Origin of the sequence: Microbacterium sp. HA-8 (assembly GCF_046111165.1) — a bacterium.
GTDB lineage: Bacteria > Actinomycetota > Actinomycetes > Actinomycetales > Microbacteriaceae > Microbacterium.
In genome coordinates this window covers 2,451,479-2,466,612 of record NZ_CP162025.1, presented here as the reverse complement: position 1 = coordinate 2,466,612, position 15,134 = coordinate 2,451,479, and the positions used below count along the sequence as shown (strand labels likewise).

The window sequence follows — 15,134 nt, the reverse complement described above, 5'->3', positions numbered from 1 at the left end:
CACCCTCATGGCATCCACCGCAGACATCAAGAACGGCGTCGTCCTCAACATCGACGGGCAGCTCTGGGGCGTCGTGGAGTTCCAGCACGTCAAGCCCGGCAAGGGCGGTGCGTTCGTGCGCACCAAGCTGAAGAACATCATGTCCGGCAAGGTCGTCGACAAGACGTTCAACGCGGGCTCGAAGGTCGACATCGAGAACGTCGACCGCCGCGACTTCACGTACCTCTACAACGACGGCGACAGCTTCGTGTTCATGGACATGGCCGACTACGACCAGATCAACGTGTCCGCGACGATCGTCGGGGACGCCGCCAACTTCCTGCTCGAGAACCAGCAGGTCACGATCGCCACCAACAACGGCAATCCGCTGTACGTCGACCTCCCCGCATCCGTCGTGCTCGAGATCACCTACACCGAACCCGGTCTGCAGGGCGATCGGTCGTCGGCCGGCACGAAGTCCGCGACGGTCGAGACCGGCTACGAGATCCAGGTGCCGCTCTTCCTCGAGACCGGCACGAAGGTCAAGGTCGACACGCGCACCGGGGACTACCTCGGCCGCGTCAGCTGAGCTCGGCGGTCCGGCCCGATGAGTGCCCGCACGAAGGCGCGCAAACGCGCGCTCGACATCCTGTTCCAGGCGGACGTCCGCGGCGACGAGACTGCGGTGATCCTCGCAGCGGAGGCCAAGCGCGCCGTGGGCGAGCCCGCCCGCGAGGCGTCATGGCTCTATGCCCGCGAGATCGTCGACGGGGTGATCGATCACCGCGATGAGATCGACGAGATCATCACGACGCACGCGCGGGACTGGAAGCTCGACCGCATGCCCGCCGTCGACCGCGCGCTGCTGCGGATGGGTGTGTGGGAGGTGCTCTTCAACGACGGCGTGCCGACCGCCGTCGCGATCGATGAGGCCGTCGAACTCGCGAAGGAGTTCTCCACCGACGACTCCGGAGCGTTCGTGCACGGCGTGCTCGCGCGCGTCGCCCGAGCCGGCTGACGCGCGCACCGGCTCGCGGCGAGGCCGGGTCGGCGCCGTGTCGGAGCGCCCTGCGAGGATGGAGCACATGCCTGCGCCCTTCGTCGCCCCCGACGCGATCCGACGTCGCGCGTTCGGGGCGGGCTACGAGCGCGGCGTGCGATATTTCCGCAGCGGCGCCGTGCGCGACATCGCATGGGACGATGCGACCCGCGTCCTGACGGCGCAGGTTCGCGGCAGTGGAGCACATCCCTACTCGTGCACGATCCGCCTCGATCCGGGGCGCCCTGGCGCCCCGATCCTCCTGGCGGTCTGCAGCTGTCCGATGGAGGCCGACTGCAAGCACACCGTCGCCGCCCTGCTGGCGAGCAACGCAGCCCTCGAGGGTTCGTCCGCAGTGTCGGCGCCGGCGGTCGTCTCTGTGGGAGTCGACGTTCCCGTCTCCCGTGCACGCGCCGATTCGGCACCGTCCTGGCGCGACCTCATGCCCGGTGCTCCCCACGATTGCCGGTCCGTTCCCCTCGCCCTCGGCTTCGACCTCACCCAGCGCAGAGCCGCGGATCATTCGGCGTGGATGCCGCGCCGGGCCGAGCCCGTGACGCCACGCTCCGTCAGCCGGAGTGCGAGCGAACTCCTTCTGCGCGCCCGACCCCTGATGCGCAGCCCGAGCACGGGCGCGTGGATCAAGGGCGAGGCCTCCTGGGAGGCGGTGCGTCGCCCCGGAGGTTCGTTCGCGACGGCGCAGGCGCGGTGGTTCGCCGAGCTCTACAGCATCGCCCGCGACGTGTTCGCCATCGGGGCCTTTCCCGACTCGTCCGATGCGGTCACGCTCGACACCGTCGGCTCCGTGCTGCTGTGGCCACAGCTGCGGCGGGCCGAACGGCTCGGGATCGCGCTCGTGGGAATGAACCGGCTGAGCACGGTGACGCTCGCTTCCGAGGCCGAGTCGGCCATCCGGATCGAGCCCGCGGAGACCGGCGGGCTCCGGGTCGAAGCCGAGTTCGTGATCGCCGGGGAGAGCTGCGACGCGGCGTCCGTGCGCGCGATCGGCCGCAGCGGCGTCTACGCGTTCGCGGTCTCGGACGACAGCATCCGCGTCACTCTTGCGGAGGTGCCGCTGAGCGATCCGGTGCACGCGCTCGTGTCGGCGGGCGGCCACATCGCGGTCGCCGAGGGGGAGGCCGAGGAGTTTCTGCGCGAGGGGTCGCCGAGGCTCGCTCGTCGGGCCGTGGTCCGCGCGAGCGGTGGCGTGTCGATTCCGCCGGCACACGATCCGACGCCGGTGCTGAGCGTCGAGTTCCGTGCCGCGGACACCCTGCACTACGCGTTCGCCTGGGACTATCCCGGCCTTGAGCGAGCGCCCGAATCGGGCGCTCCGGACTCCGGCGAGCCCGACCGGGACCGCGGCGCGGAGGAGCGGATCCTCCGCGAGGTCGAGGCCGCGTGGACCGGTGGTCTCGAGCTTCCGTTCCAGCCAGCGGGCACGCTGCAGGAGGTCGCGACGGCCGAGTTCATGACCCGGGTCGTGCCGGCGCTCGAGCGTCAGGGAGTCCGCGTCGAGACCCGCGGCACCCGTCGCGCGTACCGCGAGTTGACGGGGGCGCCGCGGATCACCGTATCGACCGTCGAATCGGCAGATGCCGACTGGTTCGATCTCGGCGTGATCGTCGCGATCGATGGCCGCACGATCCCGTTCGCGCCCCTGTTCACGGCGCTCACCCTCGGCAAGAAGAAGCTGCTGCTCTCGGACGGCCGCTACTTCTCGCTCGCACATCCCGCCCTGCACCGTCTTCGCGATCTCATCGACGAGGCGGCCGACGTCGCGGAGTGGGAGACCGGCCCGCGCATCAGTCGCCACCAGAGCTCGCTGTGGGCGGACTTCGAAGACGTCGCCGATGAGGCCGTGCCCGCGCGAGCGTGGCGGGCGGCGGTCGAGGGACTGCGCCACATCGATCGTGTCGAGCCCACACCGGCACCGTCCGGCCTGCGCGCACAGCTGCGGCCCTACCAGAAGAGCGGATTCGACTGGCTCGCCTTCCTCTGGCGGCATCGCCTCGGCGGTGTGCTCGCCGACGACATGGGGCTGGGCAAGACGGTGCAGATGCTGGCGCTCGTCGCGCACGCGAAGGAGAGCGGTGAGCATCGTCCGTTCCTGGTCGTGGCCCCGACATCGGTCACCTCGACGTGGCGGGACGAGGCGCTGCGGTTCAGTCCGGGGCTGCGCGTCGCATCGGTCGGCTCGACACGGGGCAGACGCGATGCCTCGGTCGGCGCTCTGGCGGCGCAGGCGGATGTGGTGGTGACCTCCTACGCCCTGCTGCGGCTCTCCGAGGCCGAATTCGGTGACGTCGAATGGGCCGCGGTCATCCTCGACGAGGCGCAGTTCGTCAAGAACCCGCAGACCAAGCTGCACCGCGCCGCGCAGGCGCTGCGCGCCGACGCCACATACGCCATCACGGGAACGCCGCTCGAGAACTCGTTGATCGACCTGTGGTCGATCCTGGCGCTCGCAGCCCCCGGACTCTTCGCGTCGGGGCGGCGATTCCGCCAGGACTACGTCGCGCCGATCGAGCAGGGCAAGGTTCCCGAGAACCAGGAGGGTGGCGCCTATCGCGCGGCGCGGCTCGAGCGCCTTCGCCGGCGCATCCGCCCGCTCGTCCTCCGTCGCACGAAAGAGATCGTGGCGCCCGAGCTGCCGCCCCGGCAGGAGCAGCAGCTGCACATCGAACTCTCACCCGCGCACCGGAGTGTGTACGACACCGTGCTGCAGCGCGAACGGCAGAAGGTGCTCGGCCTGCTCGACGACCTGGATCGCAACCGATTCATCGTGTTCCGATCGCTGACGCTCCTGCGCCTGCTCAGCCTCGCGCCGGAGCTCGTCGACCCCGCACACGCGTCCCTCGGATCGAGCAAGATCGACGCGCTCGTCGACCAGTTGGGCGAGATCGTCGCCGAGGGTCACCGCGTGCTGGTCTTCAGCCAGTTCACGTCGTTCCTCGCGCTCGTCGCGCGGCGTCTCGAACGCGAGCAGATCGGCCACACGCAACTCGACGGATCGACCCGTCATCGGGACGAGGTCATCGCGCGTTTCCGCGCGGGCGAGAGCCCCGTCTTCCTGATCAGCCTCAAAGCGGGCGGGTTCGGGTTGACGCTCACGGAAGCGGACTACGTGTTCCTGCTCGATCCGTGGTGGAATCCCGCGGCCGAGGCGCAGGCCGTCGACCGCACCCATCGCATCGGGCAGGACCGCACGGTAATGGTCTACCGGATGATCGCCTCCGACACGATCGAAGAGAAGGTGATGGCGCTGCAGCAGCGCAAGGCGCGGCTCTTCACGGCCGTCATGGACGACGAGGCGCTGTTCGGGCAGACGCTCTCGGCCGACGACATCCGGACCCTGTTCGAAGGGTGAGGGATGCCGTTTTGCCCGGTCCGTCGACCGGGCCCGGACGAGGGCCGCACGTAGAATCGAGGAGTTCACGAGACGACCCGACGGGAGCAGCATGAAGATCACGGGACTCGGACACGCCGGCATGTTCATCGAGACGGCGGGGGGATCCATCCTCTGCGACCCGGTGATCGGCCCGAGCTTCTTCGGGTCGTGGTTTCCCTTCCCAGACAACCGGGGCCTCGATTGGGAGCGATTCGGCGCCGCCGACTTCCTCTACATCTCGCACCGGCACCGCGATCACTTCGATCCTGCGCTGCTCGAGCGCTACGTGCGCAAGGACATCCGCGTCCTCCTCCCGGAATACCCGACGGACGACCTCGAGAGCGACCTGCGCGCGTGCGGATACGACAACCTCGTCTACACGCGCGGCGGTGAGCCGCTGACCTTCGGCGCGCTGACCCTGATGGTCACGCCCCTGCGCGCACCGAGCGACGGGCCGATCGGGGACTCCTCTCTCAGCGTCGATGACGGCACCGCCAGCATCCTGAACCAGAACGACTCGCACCCGCTCGACCTCGAGAAGCTGCTGTCGTTCTCCAAGCCCGAGGCGTACTTCACGCAGGTGTCGGGGGCGATCTGGTGGCCGATGGTCTACGACCTGCCTCAGGACGCGAAGCAGAACTTCGCAAAGCTCAAGCGCGACGCCCAGAACAAGCGGGCGATGTACTACATCGAGAAGGTCGACGCGCCGCACGTGTTCCCCATGGCGGGTCCGCCGATGTTCCTGCGCGAGGAGCTGTTCCGCTACAACGGCATCGGAGAGCATGACGACTCGATCTTCACCGATCAGCGTCAGTTCCTCGCGCACATGCGCGAGCAGCGCCCCCAGCAGAAGGGGTACGAGTTCGTGCCGGGCACCGTCGTCGAGCTGAATTCCGGCGCCATCTCGGTGACCCAGACGCTCTACACGGACGACGAGATCGACCGCATGTTCGACGACAAGTGGGCTTATCTCGCTGAGCAGCGCGACGGGCGAGCGGACGAGATCAGGGCCGAGGAGGCCACGAGGGCCGAGGTCCTGCCCCCCGCCGAGATGCTCGCCGCGATCAAGGAGTGGTGGGAGCCGCTGCTGCGCCGCGCCCGCACGATTCGCAACGGCGTCGGCGGCAACGTGCGCTTCCGCATCGGCGAGCTCGACATGGTCGTGGACTTTCCGAAGGCGAAGGTGCGCGAGTATGCGGGCGAGGAGTGCATCTACTGGTACACGATCCCGGCTGATCTGGTCTCGACGAACATCCGCGACCACGAGATCGACTGGTCCAACTCGATCTTCCTCTCGATGCAGTTCGAGGTCGGGCGCAGCGGCAAGTTCAACGAGTTCCTCACGACGTTCCTGAAGTGCCTCTCGCGCGACCGGATCGAGTACGTCGAGAACTGGTACTCCGAGCAGTCCGATCAGACCGAGGACGCGCAGCTCGGCGACTGGGTCGTGCAGCGGCGCTGTCCGCACCTGCGCGCCGATCTGACCAAGACCGGCAAGATCGAGGACGGCGTGCTCACCTGCAGCCTCCACGACTGGAAGTGGGATCTGGCCACCGGCCGGTGCCTGACCACGCAGGGGCACCCGATCCGGGCGCACGCGGCAGCCGAGGCACCCGCGCCCGCCGCGGTCTGAGCGCCGTCGCGGTCTGGCCCTGCGTCGGGGTCTGACCCTGTGCCGCCGCCCGGCCCTGCGCGCCGCCGCCCGGCCCTGCGCGCCGCCGCCCGGCCCTGCGCGCCGCCGCCACGTGCCGATGCGCCGTCGAGCCAACACTTCTGCGGCGAACCCACATCCGTCGCGTGGTGTTTCGCTGCAAAAGTGTTGGTTCGCGGCGGAGAGCTTGGTTCGCGTTGGAGAGCACGGCCCGCGGCGGGGAGCACGACCGGCGGCGGGGGCGCGGCCCGCGGCACGAATGCCGGGTCGCCGCGTCCGCTACAGTGGACACCGCACCAGAGCAACCTTTAATCCCGTCCCGTGAGGCGGAGAAGGGAGCGGCGAATGGGCACGCGAACCGTGCTGCACGAGGCCGACATCGCCCGAGCCCTGACTCGGATTTCGCACGAGATCCTCGAGTCCAACCGGGGCCCCGACAATCTGGTGCTCCTGGGCATCCCGACCCGCGGCGTGACGCTCGCCCACCGCATCGGCGCCCTCATCACTGAGTTCGGGGGTACGGCGGTCCCCGTCGGCGCCCTCGATGTGACGATGTACCGCGACGACCTCGCCCGCAACCCCACTCGTGCGCCGCGCCCGACCCAGATCCCACCCGGCGGCGTCGACGGCAGGGTGGTCGTGCTCGTGGATGACGTCCTGTTCTCGGGGCGCAGCATCCGTGCGGCCCTCGACGCCCTGCAGGACATCGGCAGGCCCGCGATCGTGCGCCTGGCAACGCTCATCGACCGGGGGCACCGCGAGCTGCCGATCAGGCCCGATTTCGTCGGCAAGAACCTGCCGAGCGCGCGGGACGAGCGCGTGAACGTGCACCTCGCCGAGACGGACGGCGCAGAATCCGTCACGATCGAGGGGCGGTGATCCCGTGAGGAATCTGCTCGACACCCGCTCGCTCGCCCGTGAGGACGCGCTGGCGATCCTCGATGTCGCGGAGGACATGTCCGACACGCAGCGACGCGAGGTCAAGAAGCTCCCCACACTGCGCGGCAAGACCGTCGTGAACCTCTTCTTCGAGGACTCCACGCGCACGCGCATCTCGTTCGAGGCCGCCGCCAAGCGGCTCAGCGCCGACGTCATCAACTTCGCCGCGAAGGGCTCGAGCGTCTCGAAGGGCGAGAGCCTGCAGGACACCGCCCAGACGCTGCAGGCCATGGGGGCGGATGCTGTCGTGATCCGTCATGGCGCCTCGGGAGCGCCGCGAACCCTGGCCTCGAGCGGCTGGATCACGGCCGGCGTCGTCAACGCCGGCGACGGCACGCACGAGCACCCCACGCAGGCGCTGCTGGACGCGTTCACGATGCGCAAACGGCGATTCGGATCCGACAGCCGGGGACGGGATCTGGCGGGGATGCGGGTCACGATCGTCGGCGATGTGCTGCACTCGCGCGTGGCGCGCTCGAACGTCTGGCTGCTCACGACACTGGGCGCCGATGTCACGCTCGTGGCACCGCCGACGCTCGTGCCGCAGGACGTGTCGGCCTGGCCCGTCCGGGTCGTCTACGACCTCGACGAGGCGGTCGCGGCGGCGCCTGACGCGCTCATGATGCTGCGCATCCAGCTCGAGCGCATGGGGGCCGCCTACTTCCCCACCGAACGCGAGTACGCCCGGCGGTGGGGGCTGCACGCCGAGCGGCTCGCGGCCTTGCCCCCGGGTAGCATTGTGATGCACCCCGGACCCATGAACCGGGGACTCGAGATCTCCGCCGAGGCCGCCGATTCTCCGCGCTCGACCGTGCTCGAGCAGGTGGCGAACGGCGTGTCCGTGCGGATGGCGGTGCTCTACCTGCTGCTGGCGGGGGAGCAGGCCGCGAACGATGACACGGCCGCGCCGGCCGAGACGGAGGAGACACGATGAGCGCTCTTCGAGACGCCGCCGCGGGCGCGTCCCCGGCGCCCGGGACGATGCTGATCACGGGCGCACGGATCGAGGGCGGCGCCGCCGCCGACATCCTGATCGAGAACGGCAGGATCGCGGAGGTGGGCACGGGACTCAGCCGTGCCGGGGCGACCCGGATCGACGCCGACGGACTCGTTGCGCTGCGCGGTCTCGTCGACCTGCACACGCACCTGCGCGAGCCCGGATACGAGGCCTCCGAGACGATCCTCACCGGCACACGTGCCGCGGCCGCGGGCGGCTTCACCGCGGTCTTCGCGATGCCCAACACGTCGCCGGTCGCCGACACGGCGGGTGTGGTCGAGCAGGAGCTCGCCCTCGGCGAGGCTGCGGGATACGCGACGGTGCAGCCCATCGGCGCGGTCACCGTGGGCCAGAAGGGCGAGCGTCTCGCCGAACTCGGCGCGATGGCGGACTCGCGCGCACGCGTGCGCGTCTTCAGCGACGACGGCTTCTGCGTGCACGACCCGCTGATCATGCGCCGCGCGCTCGAGTACGTCAAGGCGTTCGGTGGGGTCATCGCCCAGCACGCGCAGGATCCGCGTCTCACCGAGGGTGCGCAGATGAACGAGGGCACGGTGTCGGCCGAGCTCGGGCTCGCAGGCTGGCCGGCCGTCGCCGAAGAGTCGATCATCGCCCGCGACGTGCTGCTCGCCGAACACGTGGGATCCCGTCTGCACGTGTGTCATCTCTCCACCGCCGGATCCGTCGACATCATCCGCTGGGCGAAGAAGCGCGGCATCGACGTGACGGCCGAGGTCACCCCGCACCACCTGCTGCTGACGGACGAGCTCGTGCGCGGATACGACGCCCGCTACAAGGTCAATCCGCCGCTGCGTCGCGAAGAGGACGTGCTCGCCGTGCGCGAGGGGCTGGCTGACGGAACGATCGACATCGTCGCGACCGACCACGCCCCGCACCCCGCCGAGCACAAGACGTGCGAGTGGGCGGCGGCCGCGAACGGCATGGTGGGCCTCGAGAGCGCCCTGCGGGTCGTCCACGAGGCGATGGTCGAGACCGGTCTGCTCGGGTGGGACGATGTGGCGCGCGTCATGTCCGAGTCGCCCGCGCGCATCGGGTCGCTGTCCGGGCACGGCACGCCGATCGCCGCCGGTCAGCCCGCCGAGCTCACGCTCTACGATCCTTCGGCGCGCGCGTCGTTCACCCGGACCGACCTGCGCGGCCGCAGCGTGAACTCGCCCTATCTCGAACGAGACCTGCCCGGTCGTGTCCTCTGGACCATCCACCGGGGCGCGGCGGTGCTCGCCGACGGCGCGCTCGTCGAGGGGGTCTCCCGATGACCCGCGAGGGCGCGATCGCCGTCATGATCGCCCTCGCCGTCGCCCTCCTTGCGCTGATGGCCTGGGGCTGGTGGCGTCGCACCCGCCGTGACCGCTCGCTCGCCGCGCCGACGGATGTTCCCGCGGATGCTGTCGTGACAGCATCCTTCTCGGGCCTCTACGTCGCCACCACGCACCACGACGCGCCGCTGGAGCGTCTCGCGGTGCGCCATCTCGCGTACCGCGGCCGCTGCCGCATCGACGTCACGACGCGGGGTGTGCTGCTGCGCATCACGGGCGAGCCCGATGTGTTCGTCGATCGCGCGTCCATCGTCGGCGTCGGGCGTGCGACGTGGACGATCGACCGTGTCGTCGAGCGCGACGGTCTTGTGGTCCTCTCGTGGCGCCTCGACACCGCCACCGTCGCCGACTCCTACCTCCGGCTGCAGGGCGGCGACCCCGACGCCCTCGTGCACGCCATCGACCCGCTGCGGCCTTCGGCCGCGACTCCCGCCACACCGACAGGAAACGACGCATGACCGCGCTCATCTCCACCGACCCCGCCGTGCTCGTCCTCGAGGACGGCACCCGTCACACCGGACGCGCCTACGGCGCGCGAGGCACCACGCTCGGCGAGGTCGTCTTCGCCACCGGCATGACCGGCTACCAGGAGACACTCACCGATCCCTCGTACGCGGGACAGATCGTGCTGCAGACGGCCCCCCACATCGGCAACACCGGCATGAACGACGAGGACACCGAGTCGCGCCGGGTGTGGGTCGCCGGATACATCGTCCGGGACCCCTCGCGCATCGTGTCCAACTGGCGCTCGCAAGAGTCCCTCGATGACACGCTCGAGCGCGACGGCATCGTCGGGATCTCAGGGATCGATACGCGCGCGGTCACCCGCCGCATCCGCTCGTCGGGCAGCATGCGCGGGGCGATCTTCTCCGGAGACGCCGCGGGCATCGACCCGGAGGAGCAGCTGCGCCTCGTGCGCGAGGCGCCGGCGATGACCGGCCGCAACCTGTCGGCCGACGTCTCGGTCACGGTCGCCGAGGTCACGCCCGCCCGGGGCGAACGTCTGGGCAACCTCGCCGTGCTCGACCTCGGGGTCAAGCAGGCCACGATCGACAATCTCGCGGCGCGCGGCTTCGAGGTGCACGTGCTGCCGCAGGACGTCACGATCGAGCAGCTGCGCGCGATCGAGCCTGTCGCGGTGTTCTACTCCAACGGCCCGGGCGACCCGGCCGCCTCCGAGCACCACGTCGAGCTCCTGCGCGCCGTGCTCGATGAGCGCCTGCCGTTCTTCGGCATCTGCTTCGGCAATCAGCTCCTGGGCCGCGCGCTCGGCCTCGGCACCTACAAACTGCCCTTCGGTCACCGGGGCATCAACCAGCCCGTGCTCGACAAGCAGACCGGCCGGGTCGAGATCACGGCGCACAACCACGGCTTCGCGGTCGAGGCGCCGCTCGAGGGCGCGTTCGCCAGTCCGCACGGATACGGCCAGGTCGAGGTCAGCCACATCGGTTTGAACGACCGCGTCGTCGAGGGTCTGCGCGCGCTCGACATCCCGGCCTTCAGCGTGCAGTACCACCCCGAGGCGGCGGCCGGCCCGCACGACGCCAACTATCTCTTCGACCGGTTCCGCGACATGGTCATCGCGGCCCTTCGACAAGCTCAGGGACCGACAGTGAAGGACAACAACTGATGCCCAAGCGCGACGACATCCAGAGCGTCCTCGTCATCGGATCCGGCCCGATCGTCATCGGCCAGGCCTGCGAGTTCGACTATTCGGGCACGCAGGCGTGCCGCGTGCTGCGCGAAGAGGGGGTGCGTGTCATCCTCGTCAACTCGAACCCGGCGACCATCATGACCGACCCCGATTTCGCGGACGCCACCTACATCGAGCCGATCACGTGGCAGGTCATCGAGACCATCATCGCCAAGGAGAAGCCGGATGCCATCCTGCCGACCCTCGGCGGTCAGACGGCGCTGAACGCCGCGATCCAGCTGCACAACCACGGGATCCTCGAGAAGTACGACGTCGAACTGATCGGCGCGAACTTCGAAGCCATCAACAAGGGCGAGGACCGTCAGATCTTCAAGGAGCTGGTGCTGGAGGCGGGGGCGGATGTCGCGGCCAGCCGCATCTGCACGTCCATGGACGAAGTTCTCGCCGGCGCGGAAGAGCTCGGCTACCCCCTGGTCGTGCGGCCCTCGTTCACGATGGGCGGACTCGGGTCGGGGTTCGCGTACGACGAGCGGGATCTCCGCCGGATCGCCGGCGCGGGGCTGCGCGACTCACCCACCCACGAGGTGCTGCTCGAGGAGTCGATCCTCGGCTGGAAGGAGTACGAGCTCGAGCTCATGCGCGACACCGCCGACAACACGGTCGTCGTCTGCTCGATCGAGAACGTCGACCCGGTCGGTGTGCACACCGGTGACTCGATCACGGTCGCGCCGGCCCTCACACTGACCGATCGCGAGTACCAGAAGCTGCGGGACATCGGCATCGACATCATCCGCGCCGTGGGAGTGGACACGGGTGGGTGCAACATCCAGTTCGCCGTCGACCCCGCGACCGGCCGCATCATCGTCATCGAGATGAACCCGCGTGTCTCGCGCTCGTCGGCTCTCGCGTCGAAGGCCACGGGCTTTCCGATCGCCAAGATCGCCGCCAAGCTCGCGATCGGGTACCGGCTCGATGAGATCCCGAACGACATCACGAAGGTGACGCCCGCGAGCTTCGAGCCGACCCTCGACTACGTCGTGGTCAAGGTGCCGCGGTTCGCGTTCGAGAAGTTCCCCGCCGCCGACACCACGCTGACGACCACGATGAAGAGCGTCGGCGAGGCGATGGCGATCGGCCGCAACTACGCCACCGCGCTGCAGAAGGCGCTCCGCTCGCTCGAGAAGCGGGGGTCGAGCTTCCACTGGGGAGACGAGCCGCGCTCGGTCGACGAGCTGCTCGAGGTCTCGAAGACCCCGACCGATGGTCGCATCGTCGTGCTGCAGCAGGCGATGCGCAAGGGCGCGAGCATCGAGCAGGCCTTCGAGGCTACGGCGATCGACCCGTGGTTCCTCGACCAGATCGCGCTCATCAACGAGGTCGCCGAGTTCGTGCGCGGCGCCGCAGAACTCGACGCCGCCACCCTCCGCGTCGCGAAGGAGCACGGCTTCTCGGACGCCCAGATCGCCCAGCTGCGGGGTCTGGACGAGGCCGAGGTGCGCGGCATCCGCCACGGGCTGGGTCTGCGACCGGTCTTCAAGACGGTCGACACCTGTGCGGGGGAGTTCCCGGCGCTCACGCCCTACCACTACTCCAGCTACGACCTCGAGACCGAGGTGACGGCGTCCGAACGCACCAAGGTCGTCATCATCGGCTCCGGGCCCAACCGCATCGGCCAGGGTGTCGAGTTCGACTACTCGTGTGTCCACGCGTCGTTCGCGCTCTCCGACGCCGGGTACGAGACCATCATGGTCAACTGCAACCCCGAGACCGTGTCGACCGACTACGACACCTCCGACCGCCTGTACTTCGAGCCGCTGACCCTCGAGGACGTGCTCGAGGTGCTGCACGCCGAGGCGGCCTCGGGCGAGATCCTCGGCGTCGTGTGCCAGCTCGGCGGACAGACGCCGCTCGGGCTCGCCAAGGGCATCGAGGATGCCGGCTACCGCATCCTCGGCACGAGCCCCGCGGCGATCGATCTGGCCGAGGAGCGCGGGCTGTTCAGCGGGATCCTCGACGGGGCGGGCCTCATCGCGCCGCGCCACGACACCGCCACCGACGTGGAGGGCGCGGTCGCGGTCGCCGAGGACATCGGATACCCCGTGCTCGTGCGCCCGAGCTTCGTGCTCGGCGGCCGTGGCATGGAGATCGTGTACGACACGCCGAGCCTGCGCGACTACTTCGTGCGCACCGCGGGGGAGGTGATCGTCGGCCCCGGCATGCCGCTGCTGGTCGACCGCTTCCTCGACGACGCGATCGAGATCGACGTCGATGCGCTGTTCGACGGCTCCGAGCTCTACATCGGCGGCGTGATGGAGCACATAGAGGAGGCCGGCATCCACTCGGGCGACTCCGCCTGCACACTGCCGCCGATCTCGCTCGGGCGCTCGGAGATCGACCGCGTGCGCGAGGCCACGCTCGCCATCGCCCGCGGCGTCGGCGTTCGCGGCCTGCTGAACGTGCAGTTCGCCATCAGCGCCGGCGTGCTCTACGTCATCGAGGCCAACCCCCGTGCGAGCCGCACCGTGCCGTTCGTCTCCAAGGCGCTCGGCATCCCGCTCGCGAAGGCCGCGGCTCGGGTCATGGTCGGCGCCTCGATCGCCGAGCTGAAGGACGAGGGTCTTCTGCCCGCTGCCGACGGGTCGCGCGTGCCGCTGGACTCGCCGGTATCGGTGAAGGAGGCGGTGCTGCCGTTCAAGCGCTTCCGCACCAAGGAAGGTCACATCGTGGACTCGGTGCTCGGCCCCGAGATGCGCTCGACGGGCGAGGTGATGGGCATCGATCGCGACTTCCCGCGCGCGTTCGCCAAGAGCCAGGAGGCCGCCTACGGGGGGATGCCGCTCTCGGGCACCGTGTTCATCTCGGTCGCCGACAGCGACAAGCGCGCCGTGATCCTGCCGGCGCACCGGCTGCAGCAGCTCGGGTTCGACATCGCTGCCACCGAGGGCACCGCCGAGATCCTCGCCCGCAACGGGATCGCGGTGCGCGTGGTCGAGAAGTACAGCGCGACCCAGGAGTCGGGCGCCGAGAACATCGTCGACCTCATCAATGCGGGCAGCATCGACATCATCGTGAACACGCCCAGTGGGCGCTCGGCGCGCGCCGACGGCTACGAGATCCGAGCCGCCGCGGTGGCCGCCGACAAGGCGCTGTTCACGACGATCGCGGTACTCGGCGCAGCCGTGAGCGCGATGGACGCGGTCCGCGACGGGTTCGACGTCAAGAGCCTGCAGGAGTACGCCGCCGACCGCGCGGTGCGCGCGTGAGCGACACCGCCTCGGGGTTCGGGCAGCGGCTGCGCGAGAGCGTGGCCGTGACCGGGCGCCTCTGCGTCGGCATCGATCCGCACGAGGGCCTGCTGGACGCCTGGGGGCTGCCCGTCACGGCGGAGGGCGTGCGCGCGTTCGGCCTGCGCGTCGTCGAGGCTTGCGCCGGGCGGGCGGGCATCGTCAAGCCGCAGGTGTCCTTCTTCGAGCGCTTCGGGTCGGCGGGCTACGCGGCCCTCGAAGAGGTGATCGCCGCGGCCCGCGCCGCCGGACTCATCGTGATCGCCGACGCCAAGCGCGGTGACATCGGTACGACGATGGACGCGTACGCCCGCGCATGGCTGAGCCCGGGATCCGCCCTCGAAGTCGACGCGGTCACCCTCAGCCCGTACCTCGGCGTCGGTTCGCTGCAGGACACGCTGGTGTTCGCGCTCGCCCACGGCAAGGGCGCTTTCATCCTGGCCGCGACGAGCAACCCCGAGGCCGCCGTACTCCAGAGTGCCCGCACGACGGATGCTGCCACATCGCGCTCGGTGGCCGCGTCGGTCGTCGCCGAGGTCTCGGCGTTCAACGCCCGGACCGGCGCTCCGGGGGAGTGGGCCAGCGCCGGCTTCGTCATCGGCGCGACGGTGGACCGCGCCGCGGTCGGACTTGACGCTACGATCGAGCCCATCGCCCCGATCCTCGCTCCGGGCTTCGGTCACCAGGGCGCCCGCCCCGAGGACCTCCTCGCGATCTTCGGGGCGCTTGCGCCCGCGGTGATCGTCAGCGAGAGCCGGAGCATCCTCTCCGCCGGTCCCGACGGCATGGAGCAGGCGATCGACGACAGGCGGGGCGTGAAAGGAATGATCGGTGGCTGAGGGCGAGCTCCAGGGCAACGACAG

General features: G+C 69.7%; 11 protein-coding genes. All 11 read left to right on the top strand.

What is annotated here, in order from left to right; genetic code table 11:
• Positions 1 to 7 precede the first annotated feature (7 nt).
• The 11 genes from efp to pyrF all read left to right on the top strand — a co-directional run bounded on the left by efp (position 8) and on the right by pyrF (position 15,110).
• Positions 8 to 568 carry an elongation factor P gene (efp, locus tag AB2L57_RS11790; RefSeq protein ID WP_292811814.1) on the top strand — a complete coding sequence of 187 codons (561 nt, stop codon included), beginning with the start codon at positions 8 to 10 and terminating at the stop codon, positions 566 to 568.
• Between the two features lie 18 nt (positions 569 to 586).
• Positions 587 to 997, top strand: coding sequence for a transcription antitermination factor NusB (gene nusB, locus AB2L57_RS11785; protein ID WP_292811812.1), 411 nt, complete (start codon positions 587 to 589; stop codon positions 995 to 997).
• Between the two features lie 67 nt (positions 998 to 1,064).
• Positions 1,065 to 4,388 (top strand): SNF2-related protein, encoded by a 3,324-nt coding sequence (locus tag AB2L57_RS11780; protein WP_409047173.1) that lies wholly within the window; start codon positions 1,065 to 1,067, stop codon positions 4,386 to 4,388.
• Between the two features lie 91 nt (positions 4,389 to 4,479).
• A complete protein-coding gene (locus tag AB2L57_RS11775; RefSeq protein ID WP_409047172.1) occupies positions 4,480 to 6,042 on the top strand; it encodes a Rieske 2Fe-2S domain-containing protein in 1,563 nt (520 codons plus the stop codon).
• 363 nt (positions 6,043 to 6,405) lie between these two features.
• On the top strand, positions 6,406 to 6,939 hold the full coding sequence (pyrR, locus tag AB2L57_RS11770; protein ID WP_292811804.1) for a bifunctional pyr operon transcriptional regulator/uracil phosphoribosyltransferase PyrR: 534 nt from the start codon (positions 6,406 to 6,408) through the stop codon (positions 6,937 to 6,939).
• 4 nt (positions 6,940 to 6,943) lie between these two features.
• Positions 6,944 to 7,933, top strand: coding sequence for an aspartate carbamoyltransferase catalytic subunit (locus AB2L57_RS11765; RefSeq protein ID WP_292811802.1), 990 nt, complete (start codon positions 6,944 to 6,946; stop codon positions 7,931 to 7,933).
• Positions 7,930 to 9,273: a dihydroorotase gene (locus AB2L57_RS11760; RefSeq protein ID WP_409047171.1), complete on the top strand. Its 1,344-nt coding sequence runs from the start codon at positions 7,930 to 7,932 to the stop codon at positions 9,271 to 9,273. Before AB2L57_RS11765 ends, AB2L57_RS11760 begins: the two co-directional genes overlap by 4 nt.
• Positions 9,270 to 9,791, top strand: a complete 522-nt coding sequence (locus tag AB2L57_RS11755) for a hypothetical protein (RefSeq protein ID WP_409047170.1) — start codon at positions 9,270 to 9,272, stop codon at positions 9,789 to 9,791. Before AB2L57_RS11760 ends, AB2L57_RS11755 begins: the two co-directional genes overlap by 4 nt.
• Entirely contained in the window at positions 9,788 to 10,963 is a 1,176-nt protein-coding gene (carA, locus tag AB2L57_RS11750; RefSeq protein ID WP_409047169.1) for a glutamine-hydrolyzing carbamoyl-phosphate synthase small subunit, read from the top strand. The genes AB2L57_RS11755 and carA overlap by 4 nt, the downstream gene beginning before the upstream one ends.
• Positions 10,963 to 14,250 carry a carbamoyl-phosphate synthase large subunit gene (carB, locus tag AB2L57_RS11745; protein WP_409047168.1) on the top strand — a complete coding sequence of 1,096 codons (3,288 nt, stop codon included), beginning with the start codon at positions 10,963 to 10,965 and terminating at the stop codon, positions 14,248 to 14,250. Before carA ends, carB begins: the two co-directional genes overlap by 1 nt.
• Positions 14,247 to 15,110: an orotidine-5'-phosphate decarboxylase gene (gene pyrF, locus AB2L57_RS11740; RefSeq protein WP_292811792.1), complete on the top strand. Its 864-nt coding sequence runs from the start codon at positions 14,247 to 14,249 to the stop codon at positions 15,108 to 15,110. Before carB ends, pyrF begins: the two co-directional genes overlap by 4 nt.
• Positions 15,111 to 15,134: the final 24 nt, after the last annotated feature.

Excerpts from the sequence above, each read along its gene's own strand:
- nusB (WP_292811812.1), top strand. The coding sequence starts at position 587 with ATGAGTGCCCGCACGAAGGCGCGCAAACGCGCGCTCGACATCCTGTTC.
- AB2L57_RS11780 (WP_409047173.1), top strand. The coding sequence starts at position 1,065 with ATGCCTGCGCCCTTCGTCGCCCCCGACGCGATCCGACGTCGCGCGTTC.
- AB2L57_RS11755 (WP_409047170.1), top strand. The coding sequence starts at position 9,270 with ATGACCCGCGAGGGCGCGATCGCCGTCATGATCGCCCTCGCCGTCGCC.
- carA (WP_409047169.1), top strand. The coding sequence starts at position 9,788 with ATGACCGCGCTCATCTCCACCGACCCCGCCGTGCTCGTCCTCGAGGAC.
- AB2L57_RS11760 (WP_409047171.1), top strand. The coding sequence starts at position 7,930 with ATGAGCGCTCTTCGAGACGCCGCCGCGGGCGCGTCCCCGGCGCCCGGG.
- efp (WP_292811814.1), top strand. The coding sequence starts at position 8 with ATGGCATCCACCGCAGACATCAAGAACGGCGTCGTCCTCAACATCGAC.
- pyrR (WP_292811804.1), top strand. The coding sequence starts at position 6,406 with ATGGGCACGCGAACCGTGCTGCACGAGGCCGACATCGCCCGAGCCCTG.
- AB2L57_RS11775 (WP_409047172.1), top strand. The coding sequence starts at position 4,480 with ATGAAGATCACGGGACTCGGACACGCCGGCATGTTCATCGAGACGGCG.
- carB (WP_409047168.1), top strand. The coding sequence starts at position 10,963 with ATGCCCAAGCGCGACGACATCCAGAGCGTCCTCGTCATCGGATCCGGC.